The organism is Limnohabitans sp. DM1 (genome assembly GCF_001269385.1).
Classification (GTDB): Bacteria; Pseudomonadota; Gammaproteobacteria; order Burkholderiales; family Burkholderiaceae_C; genus Limnohabitans_A.
This window is the reverse complement of the sequence record NZ_CXOO01000031.1, coordinates 1-16,667: the sequence shown is the minus strand read 5'-3', so window position 1 is coordinate 16,667 and position 16,667 is coordinate 1. Positions and strand designations below refer to the sequence as shown.

Sequence of the window (16,667 nt, the reverse complement as noted above, 5' to 3'; positions counted from 1 at the left end):
GCCTGAATTCTGGAGGGTATGAAGGTGCTGTTGACTTTTGTGATCGCTTACTTGGCCGTGACCATCAGCATTGGTTTGTTGGCTGCACGCCGGGTCCATGGGGCCAAGGACTATCTGGTGGCGGGCCGAAGTTTGCCGCTGTACATGAACGTGGCCACCGTCTTTGCCACATGGTTCGGGGCCGAGACGGTCCTGTCGGTGTCGGCCACCTTTGCCAAGGATGGCCTCAATGGCATCCCCGGTGACCCCTTTGGTGCCACGGTTTGCCTGGTGCTGGCGGCTTTGCTGTTTGCCAAGCTGTTTTACCGCCTGAACCTGCTCACCATTGGCGACTTCTACAAGGTGCGCTACGGCAAGTCGGTGGAGGTGCTGACCAGTGTGGCGATTGTGTTGTCTTACCTGGGCTGGACCTCTGCGCAATTGACGGCGCTGGGCTTGGTCATTCATGTGCTCTCGTCCGGGGCGATTGATCTGAACTACGCCATCATGATGGGCGCCGCCGTGGTGCTGGTCTACACCGTGTTTGGCGGCATGTGGTCGGTCGCTTTCACCGATTTGTTCCAGACCGTGGTGATCGTGGTGGGCCTGGTCCTCGTGGCCACCTTGGTGGGCGGCAATGCGGGCGGCTTTGAGAAGGTGGTGGCGCAAGCGGCGGCCGACGGCAAGTTCGACATGTTCCCGGTTGATATGGACGCCGCCGCCTGGTGGGCCATGGCGGGTGCTTTCTTCGCCTTTGCCTTTGGCTCCATTCCGCAGCAGGACGTGTTTCAGCGCATGACCAGCGCCAAGGACGAAAAAACTGCCGTGCGCGGCACCGTCATTGGGGCCTTGATGTACTTTGTGATCGCTTTCATTCCGCTGTACATCGCTTATGCGGCCCTGATCGCCCATCCCGAGCTCAAAGCCTTGTTCGAGTCGGAAGACGCCCGGACCATCCAGCGCATCCTGCCCGATCTGGTGCTGGGCAAGATGCCCATGTGGGCGCAGATTTTGTTCTTTGGTGCTTTGTTGTCGGCCATTTTGTCGACCGCCAGCGGTGCCTTGTTGGCCCCCACCGCTACCTTTACCGAGAACGTGCTCAAGCCTTTTGTGCCCCACATGAGCGACCGCCAGTTCTTGCTGCTGCTGCGCGTCATTTTGGTCACTTTCACCTCGTTTGCCCTGTTGTTTGCCCTCAACAGCACCAGCACCATGTACGAGATGGTGCAAAACGCCTACAACGTCACCTTGACCGGAGCCTTTGTGCCGCTGGTGGCCGGAGCCTTCTGGCGGCGGGCCAACACCCAGGGGGCCTTGTTTTCGGTGGTGTTGGGCGTGGGCACCTGGCTGGTGTTCAACTTCCTGGCTCCCGAAACCCTGGTGCCGGCCAACTTGCTCGGCCTGATGGCGTCCATCGTGGGCATGCTGCTGGGCTCTTTGGCACCGAGCGTGATCACCAACCGGGGTCAGTCCATGGCCAGCGCCTTGGACCACGCCGCCCGGGACACCTCCAGCCGCTGAAGCCGCGGCCGCAGTGGCCTCTGTGGCCAGCGCGGACATTTTGGCCATCGGCCGACAAGGCCCCTTGGCCACAACCCAAGCCGTGAGGCCGGGCCAGCGCTGGGGTGTTGCCTTGGGTCTTGGGGCTTGAAGGGCGATGCCAAGCCTATAATTGAAGGTTTTCTTGCATCACCTTCAAAGGCTCTTCACATGCCCATTTACGCCTACAAATGCGACGCCTGCGGCCATGCCAAGGATGTTCTGCAAAAAATGAGCGACGATCCATTGACCGATTGCCCCGCTTGCGGCGCTCCCAAATTCAACAAACAGCTCACCGCCCCGGGTTTCCAGCTCAAGGGCACAGGCTGGTATGCCACTGACTTCAAGGGCGGCGGAGCAGCCGCAGTGCCTGCCGCAGCGGGCACCGCAGCAGATGCTGTCGCCGCACCGTCACCAGCTCCAGCCAGCGACACTGCAGCGCCTGCCGCAACGGCCAGCGCCGCAGGCTGCGCCGCTTCGTGCGCCTGCCATTGATTATTCTGAACGCTGACTTCACCGATTGCCCCACCCCATGAAACAACGCAGCTTCAAACAGTACTTCATCACCGGCCTGCTGGTGTGGTTGCCCATGGGTATCACCGTCTGGGTGCTGACCTGGCTGGTGGGCTTGCTGGACAGTATTTTTCTGGCGGTCTTGCATGCAGCCGACACGCTCATCCCTGGCATGCATGCGCTGGCCGATTACCTGCGGGGTGTGCCCGGTCTGGGTGTGATCCTGGTGGCCCTGGTCATTTTTTCCACCGGTGTCTTTGTGGCCAATATGTTTGGTCAGTGGTTGTTTCGTCAGTGGGACAATTTGATGAACCGCATCCCTGTGGTGCGCAGCATCTACACCAGCGTCAAACAGGTGGCCGACACTTTGTTTTCGGGCAGTGGTCATGCGTTTTCCAAAGCCCTGCTGGTGCAGTATCCACGCGAAGGTTCATGGACCATTGCCTTTTTGACAGGCACGCCCGGTGGTGTCGTGGCCCGGCATTTCGACCAGCCCTTGGTCAGCGTGTATGTGCCCACCACACCCAACCCGACCTCAGGCTTCTTTTTGATGATGCCCAAAGCCGACGTGATCGAGCTCGACATGACGGTCGATGACGCCTTGAAATACATCATCTCCATGGGGGTGGTGGTGCCCGGTGGTCCCGAACAACTGCCACTGGCCGCACCCGCAACCCCTCAATAAACCTTGTGTGCCGTGCGAATCACTCGCCCGTCAATTTCCGAATTTAGAAAGACCAACAACATGTCCATGCGTTCCCACTATTGCGGTCTGGTGACCGAAGCCCTGACTGGCCAATCCGTGAGCCTGTGCGGCTGGGTCAACCGTCGCCGTGACCACGGCGGCGTGATCTTCATCGACCTGCGCGACCGTGAAGGCTATGTGCAAGTGGTGTGCGACCCCGACCGTCCAGAGATGTTCAAAGTGGCCGAAGACGTGCGCAACGAATTTTGCGTGCAGATCAAAGGCGTGGTCCGTGCCCGTCCAGACGGCACCACCAACGACAACCTCAAAAGCGGCAAGATCGAAGTGCTGTGCCACGAGCTGATTGTGCTCAATGCATCCGTCACGCCTCCTTTTCAGATCGACGAAGACAACCTGTCGGAGACGACCCGCCTGACCCACCGCGTGCTGGACCTGCGCCGCCCTTACATGCAAAACAACCTGATGCTGCGCTATAAAGTGGCCATGGAAGTGCGCAAGTACCTCGACGAAAACGGTTTTGTGGACATTGAAACCCCGATGCTCACCAAGAGCACGCCCGAAGGCGCGCGCGACTACCTGGTGCCCAGCCGAGTGCACGATGGTCAGTTTTTTGCCTTGCCTCAGTCGCCCCAGCTGTTCAAGCAGCTCTTGATGGTGGCGGGTTATGACCGTTACTACCAGATCACCAAGTGCTTCCGCGACGAAGACCTTCGCGCTGACCGCCAGCCCGAATTCACCCAGATCGATATCGAAACATCGTTCCTGACCGAAGAAGAAATTCGCGACATGTTCCAGGGCATGATCAAACGCGTGTTCCAGAAAACCATTGGCGTGGACCTGGGCGATTTCCCGGTCATGACCTACCAGGACGCGATGCACCTCTACGGCTCGGACAAGCCCGATCTGCGCGTGAAACTGCAGTTCACCGAAGTGACCGATGTCATGGGCGATGTGGACTTCAAAGTGTTCTCCGGTGCGGCCAACATGAAGGGCGGCCGCGTGGTGGCCCTGCGCGTGCCGGGTGGCTCGGTCGAGGGCGGCGGCATCAGCCGTGGCGAGATCGATGCCTATACCGAGTTCGTCAAGATCTACGGTGCCAAGGGCCTGGCCTACATCCGCGTCAACGACCTGTCCAAAGGCCGTGATGGACTGCAGTCGCCCATCGTCAAAAACATCCATGACGCGGCCTTGACGGCTGTGCTTGAGCGTTCGGGTGCACAAAACGGCGACCTGATTTTCTTCGGTGCCGACAAAGCCAAGATCGTCAACGATGCTATCGGTGCCTTGCGCATCAAGATTGGCCACAGCGAGTTCGGCAAAAAGAACGGTTTGTTCGAAGACCGTTGGGCCCCCATGTGGGTGGTCGACTTTCCCATGTTCGAGTTCGACGACGAAAGCCAGCGTTACACCGCCGTGCACCACCCCTTCACCGCGCCCAAAGACGGCCACGAAGACTGGATGGTCACCGCGCCCGAGAAGTGCATCTCCAAGGGTTACGACATGGTGCTCAACGGCTGGGAAATGGGCGGTGGTTCGGTGCGTATCCACCGCGCCGACGTGCAGCAAAAAGTGTTTGACGCGCTCAAAATCACGCCCGAAGAAGCCCAGCTCAAGTTTGGCTTCCTGCTCGACGCGCTGCAATATGGCGCGCCACCGCACGGCGGCCTGGCCTTCGGCCTGGACCGCATCGTCACGCTCATGACCGGCGCCGAGTCGATCCGCGACGTGATCGCCTTCCCCAAAACCCAACGTGCCCAGTGCTTGCTCACCCAGGCGCCCAGCGTGGTGGACGAAAAGCAGTTGCGCGAATTGCACATCCGTTTGCGCAACCCTGACGCTGTCAAGGCGGCTTGATTCCCGCGGAGGATCACCCACAAAAAAAGCGCTGAATTCAGCGCTTTTTTCAATTGAATAATCAAGACGATGAGTCCATACGCGCACACAGTGAGCACGCAAACGGTCATGTGGGCCCGTGACCCAGGCATCTATTGATCCGGCCCTGTGAAGTGTGCAGGGTGACTTCAATCTTGCACCTTGTGGGAGCTGGCCCTGCTGGCGATCAGACGCTTGTGGACCACTGGCTTTTCGCTTGGCTGGAAGCTCCCACAAACTCCTCCCAACTGGCAACACGGCTCAGACTTCATCGGGCCGAATCTATAAGGAAATACGCTGTTGTTCGCAAGAAAAAGTCATGTCATTTGAACCCAAGCCCCAAGATCCGTAAAACCAGCTTCCTTGGGGACTTATGGGAAGGGGTTGACCAGGGTCAAAAAAGGTGAATTCAGTGCGGGCCAGTAGCTCAATTACTGTCATTCTTTAGGGTGCACCTTCGCAATGCCCCGAAAGTCCATGGATGTCGTTGTTGGACAGATTTCGCCCGCGTCCCACAGATTCACTGTCCGGCCGGACCGTGGTGGATGGCGAATATTGGAGCTGCCCCACTGACAAGTTGTTGCAAGAGCTGTCGTCATCGTCCAATGGCCTCAAGCAGAGCCAGGCAGAAACCACGCTCAATCGCTTAGGCCCCAATGCTTTAGCCGCTTCCACGAGCACATCAGGTTGGGGTTTCCTGCTCAGTCAATTCAAAAGTCCCCTGGTCCTGATCTTGATCGTGGCATCGGTCATCTCGATGTTTGCCGCCGAGTGGATCGACGCCGCAGTGGTGCTGGCCATTGTGCTGGGCAGTACTTTGCTGGGTTTCGGGCAGGAGTTCATGGCGGGCAATGCGATTGAAAAACTGCGCACTCAGGTCAAGATTCATTCGCTGGTGTTGCGCGATGGCCAGGCCCGCAACCAGCCCTCCGACAGGGTGGTTCCAGGCGACGTGGTCTTGCTGTCGGCAGGCAGCCTGATTCCCGCAGACGGGGTGGTGCTGGAGGCCAAAGACTTTTTCATCAACCAGGCGGTGCTCACGGGCGAGACCTTTCCGGTGGAAAAAAAGCCCGGGGTGGTCAACGTGGCAGCCAGTTTGAGTGAGCGCAGCAATGCGGTGTTCATGGGCACCAGTGTGAGCAGTGGCACCGCGCGCATGCTGGTGGTGCAAACGGGCAAATCCACAGTGTTCGGTCAGATCGCGAGCAAGCTGGCGCTGCGTCCGCCTATGACCGAATTCGAGCGGGGCATCCACCGCTTTGGTTATTTGCTCACGCGCATCATGGTGGTGATGGTGGTGATTGTTTTGGCGATCAATGTATTCATGGCCAAACCACCCATTGATTCTTTGCTGTTCGCTTTGGCGCTTGCAGTGGGCCTGACGCCTGAACTCTTGCCGGCCATCGTCAGCATCACCTTGTCGCATGGGGCCAAGCGCATGGCCCGGCTGGGCGTGATTGTTCGGCGTCTCAATTCGATTGAAAACCTGGGCGCCATGGACGTGTTGTGCACGGACAAGACCGGCACCCTGACGGCAGGTGTGGTCGCGCTGGACGGCGCTTTCGATGTGCAGGGCCAGGCCTCGGCGCGTGTGCTCAGGCTGGCAGGGATCAATGCACAGTTTCAGTCGGGGCTGGCCAATCCGCTGGATGAGGCAGTGACAGCGGCCTTGCAAAAAGCGCAGCTGGATGTGGCGCAGGTGCATAAGCGCGATGAAATTCCGTACGACTTCGTGCGCAAGTGTTTGTCGGTGGTGGTGGATGAGGCCGGTGTGAGCACGTTGATCACCAAGGGCGCTCTTGACAAGGTGCTGGGGCGTTGCGTCAGTGTGGGCGCAGGGCTGCTGTTGGACGAGGCTTGGGCGCAGCGCATCGACGCGCAGTTTGAAAGCTGGAGTGAGCTGGGCTTTCGGGTCTTGGGGGTGGCATCGCGGGTGATCGATGCGCGAAGCGTGCCCTACACACGGGACGATGAAAGCGGTTTGAACTTTGAAGGTTTTTTGCTGTTCATGGACCCGCCCAAGTTAGATGTGCAGCAGACCTTGCGGGATCTGACGCAGCGGGGCGTGCAGCTCAAGATCATCACGGGTGACAACCACAAGGTGGCCCGGCATGTGGCGCAGGCGGTGGGTTTGCCAGTGACTCAGGTGGTCACGGGCCGTGAGTTGCACGATGTGGGCGATGAAGCCTTGATGCACATTGCCTGGCAGGCCACGGTGTTTGCCGAGGTGGACCCGAACCAAAAAGAACGCATCATTTTGGCGTTGCAAAAAACAGGGCATGTGGTGGGCTACATGGGCGATGGCATCAACGATGCGCTGGCCTTGCATGCAGCCGATGTGGGCATTTCGGTGGACACGGCCGTGGATGTGGCCAAGGATGCGGCTGACTTTGTGCTGCTTCGCAAAGACCTGGACATCTTGTGCGAAGGCATTGACGAAGGGCGCATGACCTTTGCCAACACGCTGAAATACATCCTGACCACGATCAGTGCCAATTTTGGCAACATGGTCAGCATGGCTGTGGCCTCGGTTTTCTTGCCCTTCTTGCCGCTGCTGGCCTCGCAAATTTTGCTCAACAGTTTTCTGGCCGACATACCGGCCACGACCATTGCCGGGGATCGGGTGGACCCGGAGTCGGTGGCCCAGCCGCGCCATTGGGACACCCTGTTCATTCGCAACTACATGCTGGTGTTCGGATTGCTGAGTTCGGCCTTCGACTTCATGGCGTTTGGGGTGTTGCTGTGGGTGTTTCAGGCAACCCCAGAAGTATTCAGAACCGGCTGGTTCGTGGTGTCCCTGATGACGCAATTGGTCATCGCCATGGTGGTCAGAACGCGAAGGCCGTTCTACCGCAGCCGACCCGGCACGGGCTTGTGGGTGAGCAGTGCAGTGGTGCTGTGTGTGGCGCTGAGCATGCCGTATTGGCCTTGGAGCGCCATGTTGGGTTTTGTGCCGTTGCCGATCTCACTGATGGGGGGCTTGGTCGGTTTGACCTTGACTTATGTGGTGGCGGTCGAGGTGTGCAAAAAAATCTTCTATCAACACTTCGGTTTGGCGTGGGTGCCCCATCAGCGATGACCAAGTTGAGCGTTGTAGCGTTTTTGTTCCCGCAACATGAACAGGTAAAGACTTTCGACCTTGTCACGCGCCCAAGGGGTTTTGCGTAAAAATTTCAAGCTGGAGCCCACTGAGGGCTCGTGGGTGAAGCATCGAATCGGGATGCGGCTGCCCAGATCGGCCCAGCCGTAATGGTCGGCCAGTTGAATGACGATGGCTTCCAGTGTCAGGCCATGCAGAGGGTTTCGCGTTTGTGTGGATGGGGCATGTATTGAGTCCATGACCGCCATTGTCTTCTGATTTGCAATGCACACCGAATGAACGGATCTGGGGGGGCTGCGCACCTTTGGGTATCTGGGTGCGTTAGCGCACAGACAGGTGAAAGTGTTTTATCAAAAATGGCGCTGGATCTTGAGAGTCTTTACCCGCCGCATTGACAAAGATATCCGCGATTCACTACCAAGTGTGTCTTCAATGATTTGCGCTTGTCACTACGATGAATAGGTGTTTGAACATCATGCATGTACGCTGGTTCTTAACGGGAGTAGTCCATTTCCACAATGGATAAACCCATTGGCGCTTCCTGAGGACCCATTGAACAATCAATTGTTGGCTTTGTTGCCTGCAGCTGATAAGGCACGATGGCTGCCCTTGCTGAAACACGTGGAATTGAAGCAAGGCCAATCACTTTATGTATCGGGGCAGGCCTTGAATTATGTGTACTTTCCAATGGGGTCCATCGTGGCCTTGCATGGCATGAGCCAAAGTGGCTTGATGTCTGAATTGGCCTTGGTCGGAAGAGAAGGGCTGGTTGGAATCGTCAGTTTTCTGGGCGGAGGCTCCAGCACCAACGATGCAGTTGTTTTGTCGTCAGGACCTGCCCTGCGAATGGGGGCTTTGGCATTGCGGCATGAATTTGAAAGCTCCAATGCGGTGATGTATTTGATGTTGCGTTACACGCAAGCACTCATTTCTCAAATGGCCCAGACCGCGCTGTGCAATCAATACCATTCAGTCGACCAGGCCATGAGCCGTTTGCTGCTCTTGGGGCTGGATTGTGTGCAGTCGAGCGAGCTGAGCTTGACGCAAGGCTGGATCGCACAGATTCTGGGGCTGCGCAGGGAGAGGGTCAGTGAGGCCGCTGTCCGATTGCAACGCAGGGGCTTGATCCACTATTCCCGCGGTCGCATTGTGGTGCCTGATCGCAGCGCTTTGCAGCATGTGAGCTGTGAGTGCTACGCGGCAATTAAAAAAGAATATGAACGACTTTTACCTCCAAATTGGGCACCATGATGTCGAGTGCGCAAACGATCGCTCAGTCCAAAAAGGTGTCGCTTGATGCGTCCAGAGGGATGATCCGCGTAGTGGGCTTGGGGGCTTCTGCCGGTGGATTGCAAGCCCTCAAATCCTTCTTTTCCCATGTGCCATTGGATTCAGGATTGGCGTATGTCGTGCTGCAGCACATGGGGCCTGATCACAAAACTACTTTGTCCCATTTGCTGTCCCGGGTGACCAGTCTGTCAATGCATGAAGTGCGAGAGTTGATGGTGGTGCAAGCCAATACGGTGTATGTCATGCCATCAGGTGGGGAATTGAAACTGGCGCATGGTTGCTTGCACTTTCTGGCGTCCACATCTGCGCAAATGACGCATTATCCGATTGATGGTTTTTTCAAGACCTTGGCCCAAGAGCAAGGGCGTCATGCAATCGGGGTGGTGTTGTCTGGTATGGGGCAAGATGGTGTCGCAGGCCTGCAGGCCATTCATGCTCAAGGTGGCCTGACCCTTGCCCAGCAGCCCGAAACAGCGGGCTTCTCATCCATGCCACAAAGTGCCATTGCTGCAGGGTGCGTTCAAGTGGTCGCAGCCCCCGAAGATATGCCTGAGCTGATCATACAGATGGTGCGTGAACAAAGCAGTGGCACCGTGGTTTCCGAAACGGCACAGGGCCAGGCCTTGGCCTTAATTTTGAGTTTGGTGCATGAACACAGCAAGAGCGACTTGTCGCTTTACAAGACAAGCACCTTGATGCGTCGCATCAAGCGGCGCATGTCGGCGCATAGCCTGACGACCATGGATGATTACATCAAGTTACTGCGGGGCAATGCACAAGAGCTGGATTTTTTGTTCGCGGAAATGCTGATCGGTGTGACCTCGTTTTTCAGAGATCCCGAGGTGTGGCTTGATTTGAAAAATCAGGTGTTGCCAGACCTGATTCGATCGCCTATTCATGGGGGGACTTTGCGCGCCTGGATTGTGGGTTGCTCAAGCGGTGAAGAAGCCTACACCTTGGCCATGGTTTTTCAGGAACTGAAAGACAGTCAACCTGGTCTACAGGGATTGCGCATGCAAATATTTGCCACCGACTTGAATGCCCATGCCATTGCAGTCGCCCGCAAAGCCTGGTATTGCGCCAAGGCCCTGCAAGGCATGGGGCAGCAGCGGCTGGAGCGGTTTTTCACCCCTCACTTGGGTGGGTTTTCGATCCGTCCGTTCATACGCGGCATGGTCCTTTTTGCAAGGCATGACGTGATCCTCGATCCACCGTTCACGCAACTCGATGTGTTGTCCTGTCGCAATGTTCTGATCTACTTCAATGCGACTTTGCAGCATCGACTGTTGCCACTGTTTCACTACAGCCTGCGTTCGGGCGGCGTGTTGATTTTGGGAGGCGCAGAGAGTGTGGGGCGATCGCAGGCATTGTTCACCCCTTTGGTGTCCAAATCGCGTATTTTCCGGCGCAATGATTTGCCTTTGTTGCCTGGCTCGGTCGACTTTCCCGTTCAACGCCAAATCCTGATGTCTATGCCTGTACCAGAGATGACCGTGCCCAGTCCCAGTTTTCCCAACTTGCAAACGCTGGTTGAGAAGCTCCTGCTCCAAACCTTCACCCCACCTGCAGTGCTGGTCAATGAAGCGGGTGATATTTTGTACATCCATGGACGCACAGGCCGATATCTGGAGCCTGCTGCGGGTAAGGCCAACTGGAATGTCCATGTGATGGCCATCCCGTGTTTGCGAGCCTCTTTGGCCATAGCCCTTCGCCAGGCCCTTAAAACGCAACAATTGGTGTCTGTTCAGGTTCTCCACCTAGAGGACGAAATGCCTTGCAGTCTGCTGCTGACTGTCCAGGCGCTGAAAGAGCCCCAGACTTTGGCTGGCATGGCGTTGGTGATTTTCAAAGAGTTGGACATACCAGTGGGCATCAGTAGCGTGCAGGCCATGCCGGCGCCGAATGACTCTCTCGTGCAAGAGTTGCACAATGCGCGCGAAGAAATCTTGACATTGCGCCATGAGATGAAAACTTTCAAGGAAACTTTGCAAGCATCCAATGAATCCTTGCAATCCATGAATGAAGAGTTGCAATCGGCCAATGAGGAGTTGACCACTTCCAAGGAAGAAGGCCAGTCAATGAATGAGGAGTTGCAGACACTCAATGGTGAATTGCAAAGTCGACTCGATGAGTTGGCATTGGCTCAAAGCGACATGCAAAACCTGCTCAACAGCACAGACATTGCCACGCTGTTTTTGGACAATGATCTGAATGTCAGGCGCTACACCGAGAAAGCTGCGGGCATCTTTCATTTTCGGGAGGGTGATGTGGGACGGCCATTGAGTGATCTGGCCAATACATTGGACTACCCCGACCTGAAGCTTGACTTGATGGAGACCTTGAGGACATTGACACCATGCACCAAGTCGATTGTCTCGACCGATGGGCGATGGTTCTCGGTTCGGATCATGCCTTATCGAACCTTGTCAAACACTATTCAGGGCGCTGTGATGACCTTTGTCGACATCACGCAGTCAAAAGCCCTTGAGCTGCAATTGCGTCAAACCCAAGCCAGTACCCCTAACCAGATGCCATTGCCATGACTTCGTCCAAAAAAATCACTTCTTCTTCCACCGCTTTGCGTGCGCGTGCCCAAGCCCAGTTGAAAGGGAATTCCACAGGCGCATGGATCGACGCCACGCAGGCCTTGCGTGTGTTGTTTGATTTGGCCGCCAACGCAGACACTGCATCCGATGCCCTGGCGCTCTTGCACGAACTGCAGGTTCATCAGGTAGAGCTGGATTTGCAGACCGAGGAGATGAGTCAGTCTCTGCTGCAACTGGAGTCGATGGTGGCTCGTCAGCGACAACTCTTCGATGCATCCCCTTGTGCCCAGCTGCTGATCGATACCCAAGGAAGATTGGTTGACATGAATGAAACCGCATCGCATGACCTGGGTTTGGATGCTAAAGCTTGCAAGCGACTGATGGGGCAAAGAATGGATGCTTGTTTGACAGCCGAAAGTGTTCTTCAACTGCAGTCTCAGGTCAAGGCCATGCAACAAGCGGACCGCATGTCTTCGTTTTTTTTGATCTTGAAAATACAGGGGAACAATGCTTATCAGGTCTGTGCATCGCTTCGCCCTCACCCAGAGGGAAACGGTCATGTACTCGCTTGGTTGCCATGGCCTGCGTGTTGAATTTTTTGGGGCGCTCGAAAACCCCGGCATGCTGTGCAGATCGGTGAACGCAGTTTGTGCGATGCGGCACAGTGCTGGCCGATTGAATGGCGTAAGGTAACTTCTCCTTTGTGAGCGTGCATGACGCTTGCGGGCAATGGCTGTATGAAGGCGCATTTGTCAGTGCTTGTCGGAAAGGTTACTTCTTGTTTTCAGCAGACTTTTCTATTCCTGATGGGTCCTGTTTGGGGCTGCCCTTGAAGTCCCACCTTTTTGCTCAACATCAAAGAAGTGAGAAGTTATGGGAATGCCCAGTTTTCGCTTCTTGCGGGTCATGATGGTCCGTCCTCTGTCTGCGTCTGAATTGCGTCGCACGATTGATCCAATTGCTCTGGGCTTCGCGGATACGTCGGAGTTGATGCATTTGCCCTTGCCGTGGATCGGGCAGGAGCGCGCCAAGCAAGCGGCCCAATTTGGCATGCAGATGAACCAGCCTGACTACAACTTGTTTGTATTGGGCGAGGTGGGCAGTGGCCGAACCACCTTGCTCGCACAGATGATGCAGTCTGAGGCCGCTCAGCACCCTGTCCCGTCAGATTTGTGTTTTTTGCACAATTTTGATGAACCCGAACACCCCCGTGCATTGCGCTTGCCTGCAGGCCAGGGGCGTGTGTTGCGCCAGATGATGGTGCAACTGGCCAAGCGTTTGCAAAGCGATATTCCCAAACGCACAGCACAAGACGATTTCAAGACGCAAAGTCAACGCATCACCCGTGCCTCCAAGGCGCAGGAAGATCAGAGTTATCTTGAACTGAGTGCCTATGCAGAAGCACACCGGTTTGCCCTGATGCGCGATGAAGGGCATATGGTGTTCACCTTGAAGGATGCCCAGGGCGAGCCTGTGACTGCAGGCAAAGCACTGGCGCTCAGTCGCGACGAGCGTGCGCAAATTGATGCAGACGAGGATGCATTGCGCAGTGAAATCACTCGCCATCTGGATAAGGTACGCGACATGGAGCGTGTGATGAACGACAGCCTGATGGCTTTGCGTCGACAAACCGTTCAGCCATTGCTGGAGCAGGAACTGCAATCCATCACTGCTGCCATGACGCCATCTTCTGTGGACAGCGTGAAATTGAGCGCCTTTCTGGATCAGGTGCGACACTGCGTGCTTGAGAATCTGATGCTTTTTGAAGCGGGCGATGATGAAGACACTCGGCTCGATGAACTCGCTGCCGTATTGGCCTTGTTCAGTGTGAATGTGGCGGTTGACAACCACGCCCTTCAGGGTGCCCCGGTGATTCGGGAGGACAACCCCGTGTTCAGGGTGTTGTTTGGCAGTATTGAATATGAATCAGACGATGGTGATCTGATGACGGATTTTTCACGCATCCGAGCGGGCAGTCTGCTTAAGGCGCATGGGGGGTTTCTCATGTTGCATTTGCGTGACTTGCTGGCCGACCCTCCTGTTTGGGAAAAATTGCGCCGCTTCATGCGCAGCGGTCGTTTGCAGATTGAAGAGCCGGGCATGATGTATGCGCCTGTAGCTGCGGTGTCGCTGGAGCCTGAGATGGTGGATGTGGCTGTGAAAATCATCCTGATCGCTTCGGTCGAAGAGTACTATGCCGTGCAAGAAGGCGACCCGGAATTTGCCCGGCGCTTTCGTTGCAAGGTTGATTTTGCTGAAAGTTTTCTGGCTACACCGGAGTCGGCACATGCCACAGCTGTGTTTGTGGCGCACACCTGTCGTCGCTTGGAGTTGTTGCATTTTTCCGCCGAGGCGGTGGCGGTGCTGATTGAGCAAACCCATCGTGAGGCCGATGATCAGGCGCGCCAAAGCGCCATCTTTGCGTTGTCAGAGGCCTTGGTCTTGGAAAGCAGCGCATTGGCGCGCGCGCGTGCGAGCACTTCGGTGCAGGCCTGCGATGTGTGGGCTGCCATGCAAGCGCGCACCCACCGCCTCAATTACCCCGAGCAGCGCTTGCAGGAAACGATTGCCGATGGCGAACGCTTGCTGCAAGTCACAGGCGAACAGGTGGCGCAGATCAATGGCCTCACGGTGGTGGATTTGGGGGATTACCGTTTTGGTTTTCCGGTTCGTGTGACGGCGCGCACTTGTGCAGGTGAGGAGGGCTTGCTCAATCTGGAGCGGGAAGTCGAATTGTCTGGCCCCATACATGACAAGGGCGTTTTGATTTTGCACAGTTATTTATCGGCCTTGTTCGCCCACATCGCGCCCTTGGCCATGAATGCCTCCGTGGTGTTTGAGCAGGAGTACATCGGTGTGGAGGGCGACTCTGCCTCTTGCGCCGAGTTCTATGCCCTGCTCTCGAGTTTGTCGGCATTGCCCCTTCGCCAGGGCATAGCCGTCACGGGGGCCATCAACCAGCATGGGCAAGTGTTACCGGTCGGGGGCATCAACGAAAAAATTGAAGGTTATTTCCGAAGTTGTGAATGCTTGGGTCTCGATGGTCAGCAGGGCATCTTGATGCCTCGTCGCAACGTGCGGCATTTGATGTTGGACAGGCGTGTGGTGTCTGCGGTCGCTGAAGGGCGATTTCACATTTACACCGCTGATCGTGTCGCTGAAGGTATGAGTTTGTTGACGGGTTGGCCCTTCGGTGATGGGAGAGTGGGCGGTTATGGTGCGGACACGGTATTGGGTCGAGCCCAAAAAACCTTGCTGCGGTACCGGCGTGCATGCGAGGGACTTGCTGCCCGTCGTCCACATGCCGCGCATGTGGCTGTGGCGCATCAGCGCAGGTCAGGCCTGTAAAGAGCCGCATGCAGACCCTGCATTTTTAGGTGTTTGCGGGTGCCAGTATTCAGAGGCTTTACTGGTTTTGCAGTATGGCACTTCACCAATTCCGAGGATGTTCATCTCTGGGATTTGACTTTATTCTGTTAAAGAGATTCGACAGTCGTCATCTTTTTCAAGATACAGAACGGCGGTTGAATGGCTCATTGATAAGGATTGCGCCTATGTGTATTGATCTCGTACTGGCCGACCCCTATCCAGTCATGCTGGACGGCTTGTCTCATGTGTTTGGTGCTTCGCCCGATTTTTCGGTCAAGTCCTGCGTCAGGAATGGCGAAGATGCGTTGCATGCAGTGCGCCAGCATGCACCGCATATTTTGGTGATGGATTTGTCTTTGACGCAGCGCAGTGGGTTGGCCTTGCTGGAGGAGATGAAAGCCCAAAAATTGCAGACTCGTCCCATTGTGTTCACGGGCGCTTCGGTAGGCGAGGTGATGCGCGCCATCGACTTGGACATTCCTGGTCTGGTTTCTAAGGAAAAGTCCAGTCAAGTCCTGACGCGTTGCATCAAGTCTGTGCACGAAGGTGAGAAGTGGCTGGACAGGGATTTGACTGTGAAAACCATGTCCCTTTTGCTCGAACAGCAAAAGAAAAATGCTCAGGCATCTCAACTGCTCACGCCCCGTGAAATGATGGTGGCACGGATGGTGACGGAAGGCTGGCCGAATAAAAAAATCGCCACCAAGTTGTTCATCAGTGAAGGTACTGCCAAGTTGCATCTGCACCATATCTATCAAAAGCTCAACTGCCCAGGGCGCATGTCATTGCAGCGTTATATGCAAGAGCAAGGATTGGCTTGAAACTGTCTCTCGGAGTTCAATGGCTTGTTGCCGGAACTTCCTGTCACTTCAATCAGGAGTTGATATGAGTGAAGAAAAAAAGTTGCTGTGCAACGTCTCCATTGATCTAGTCTGCAATCATTACCGCAAGGCTTCGGAAAATTTGTTGCACGCCTACCAGCGCAACAAGGAAGCCGCTCGCCACCATGAGGTCGGTGCCTTCAAGGCGGCGCTGCATCACGCCAGGCTTTCCAAACAACATACTTTTGATGCACACGAACACCTGAAAGAGGTGCTCACCATTTGCGAAAAAAATGCACGGTCCTGATGCGCCGCTCAGTGCATCTGGTGATGTTGGCGGTGGACATTTTTCTCAGTGATGCAAGACAGATAAAAATGCTGTCCATATGTGCTACGCCGCACATTCAATTAGGGTATTGCTGTTTACACTTTCCCAGTGACGTAGAGGTCAGCCGTCTTTTTTGGGGGCAGTTGCATGTTTGGATCACGGAACCCATGTAACAGTTTTTTTACCGCTAGCTTCAAGGAGTATCGGCGGATTCAAGTACGAGGTGCAACAAAGATGAACCCGGTGATGGGTGGCTGAGGATGTCAAGGCATCATGGCCACTCAAACCGCCAAGTCCAAGTTGCCAGATGTACAAGCACCTCAGCCGAGAAGAACGATATCAAATTCACAGCCTCTTGAAAGCCAAACAGACCATCACCGAGATCGCCCGATCATTGGGCAGGAGCCGCAGCACCATCAGCCGCGAACTCAGCCGTGGTCGTGGCCAGCGTGGCTATCGCGCCGAACAAGCCTGCGCCAAGGCGACTGAGCGGGCACAGCAAAGCCGTAATGCCCGCCGTGTAGATTCCAAAGTCTGGTCCGATGTGGATTTCTACCTGGGCATTCAATGGAGCCCCGAGCAGATTGCAGGCAAGGTGGCTGTC

Annotated in this window: 13 protein-coding genes; 12 read left to right on the top strand and 1 reads right to left on the bottom strand. The window is 55.9% G+C overall.

Annotation, left to right across the window (positions count from 1 at the left end):
• Positions 1-24 precede the first annotated feature (24 nt).
• The 5 genes from AMM33_RS12220 (at position 25) to mgtA (ending at position 7,688) form a co-directional block, all read left to right on the top strand.
• Positions 25-1,500, top strand: coding sequence for a high affinity choline transporter 1 (locus AMM33_RS12220; protein ID WP_090141706.1), 1,476 nt, complete (start codon positions 25-27; stop codon positions 1,498-1,500).
• A gap of 189 nt (positions 1,501-1,689) precedes the next feature.
• Entirely contained in the window at positions 1,690-2,013 is a 324-nt protein-coding gene (locus tag AMM33_RS12215; RefSeq protein ID WP_090141604.1) for an FmdB family zinc ribbon protein, read from the top strand.
• A 37-nt stretch (positions 2,014-2,050) separates the two neighbouring features.
• Entirely contained in the window at positions 2,051-2,716 is a 666-nt protein-coding gene (locus AMM33_RS12210; RefSeq protein WP_090141603.1) for a DUF502 domain-containing protein, read from the top strand.
• Positions 2,717-2,776: 60 nt separating this feature from the next.
• Entirely contained in the window at positions 2,777-4,591 is a 1,815-nt protein-coding gene (gene aspS, locus AMM33_RS12205; RefSeq protein WP_090141602.1) for an aspartate--tRNA ligase, read from the top strand.
• Between the two features lie 508 nt (positions 4,592-5,099).
• Positions 5,100-7,688, top strand: coding sequence for a magnesium-translocating P-type ATPase (mgtA, locus tag AMM33_RS12200; protein WP_228768102.1), 2,589 nt, complete (start codon positions 5,100-5,102; stop codon positions 7,686-7,688).
• Here mgtA and AMM33_RS12195 read toward each other — a convergent pair.
• A complete protein-coding gene (locus AMM33_RS12195) occupies positions 7,679-7,948 on the bottom strand; it encodes a VF530 family protein (protein WP_369802438.1) in 270 nt (89 codons plus the stop codon). The two genes, mgtA and AMM33_RS12195, sit on opposite strands and share 10 nt — an antisense overlap.
• A 313-nt stretch (positions 7,949-8,261) precedes the next feature.
• On the opposite strand from AMM33_RS12195, the gene AMM33_RS12190 reads away from it, so the two are divergent.
• The 7 genes from AMM33_RS12190 to AMM33_RS12155 all read left to right on the top strand — a co-directional run.
• Positions 8,262-8,960, top strand: coding sequence for a Crp/Fnr family transcriptional regulator (locus AMM33_RS12190; RefSeq protein ID WP_228768101.1), 699 nt, complete (start codon positions 8,262-8,264; stop codon positions 8,958-8,960).
• A complete protein-coding gene (locus AMM33_RS12185; RefSeq protein WP_369802437.1) occupies positions 8,957-11,542 on the top strand; it encodes a chemotaxis protein CheB in 2,586 nt (861 codons plus the stop codon). The genes AMM33_RS12190 and AMM33_RS12185 overlap by 4 nt, the downstream gene beginning before the upstream one ends.
• Positions 11,543-11,577: 35 nt before the next feature.
• Positions 11,578-12,138 (top strand): PAS domain-containing protein, encoded by a 561-nt coding sequence (locus AMM33_RS12180; protein ID WP_194945430.1) that lies wholly within the window; start codon positions 11,578-11,580, stop codon positions 12,136-12,138.
• A gap of 286 nt (positions 12,139-12,424) precedes the next feature.
• Entirely contained in the window at positions 12,425-14,893 is a 2,469-nt protein-coding gene (locus AMM33_RS12175) for a Lon protease family protein (RefSeq protein ID WP_228768100.1), read from the top strand.
• 206 nt (positions 14,894-15,099) lie between these two features.
• On the top strand, positions 15,100-15,735 hold the full coding sequence (locus AMM33_RS12170) for a response regulator transcription factor (RefSeq protein ID WP_090141597.1): 636 nt from the start codon (positions 15,100-15,102) through the stop codon (positions 15,733-15,735).
• Positions 15,736-15,799: 64 nt separating this feature from the next.
• On the top strand, positions 15,800-16,042 hold the full coding sequence (locus tag AMM33_RS12165; protein ID WP_090141596.1) for a hypothetical protein: 243 nt from the start codon (positions 15,800-15,802) through the stop codon (positions 16,040-16,042).
• 328 nt (positions 16,043-16,370) lie between these two features.
• Positions 16,371-16,667, top strand: a 297-nt coding sequence (locus AMM33_RS12155) for a helix-turn-helix domain-containing protein (RefSeq protein ID WP_194945429.1), incomplete at its 3' end; no start/stop codon positions are given.

Coding starts and splice junctions, on each gene's coding strand:
- AMM33_RS12215 (WP_090141604.1), top strand. CDS start 1,690: ATGCCCATTTACGCCTACAAATGCGACGCCTGCGGCCATGCCAAGGAT.
- AMM33_RS12210 (WP_090141603.1), top strand. CDS start 2,051: ATGAAACAACGCAGCTTCAAACAGTACTTCATCACCGGCCTGCTGGTG.
- aspS (WP_090141602.1), top strand. CDS start 2,777: ATGTCCATGCGTTCCCACTATTGCGGTCTGGTGACCGAAGCCCTGACT.
- AMM33_RS12195 (WP_369802438.1), bottom strand. CDS start 7,948: ATGGACTCAATACATGCCCCATCCACACAAACGCGAAACCCTCTGCAT.
- AMM33_RS12185 (WP_369802437.1), top strand. CDS start 8,957: ATGATGTCGAGTGCGCAAACGATCGCTCAGTCCAAAAAGGTGTCGCTT.
- AMM33_RS12175 (WP_228768100.1), top strand. CDS start 12,425: ATGCCCAGTTTTCGCTTCTTGCGGGTCATGATGGTCCGTCCTCTGTCT.
- AMM33_RS12170 (WP_090141597.1), top strand. CDS start 15,100: ATGTGTATTGATCTCGTACTGGCCGACCCCTATCCAGTCATGCTGGAC.
- AMM33_RS12165 (WP_090141596.1), top strand. CDS start 15,800: ATGAGTGAAGAAAAAAAGTTGCTGTGCAACGTCTCCATTGATCTAGTC.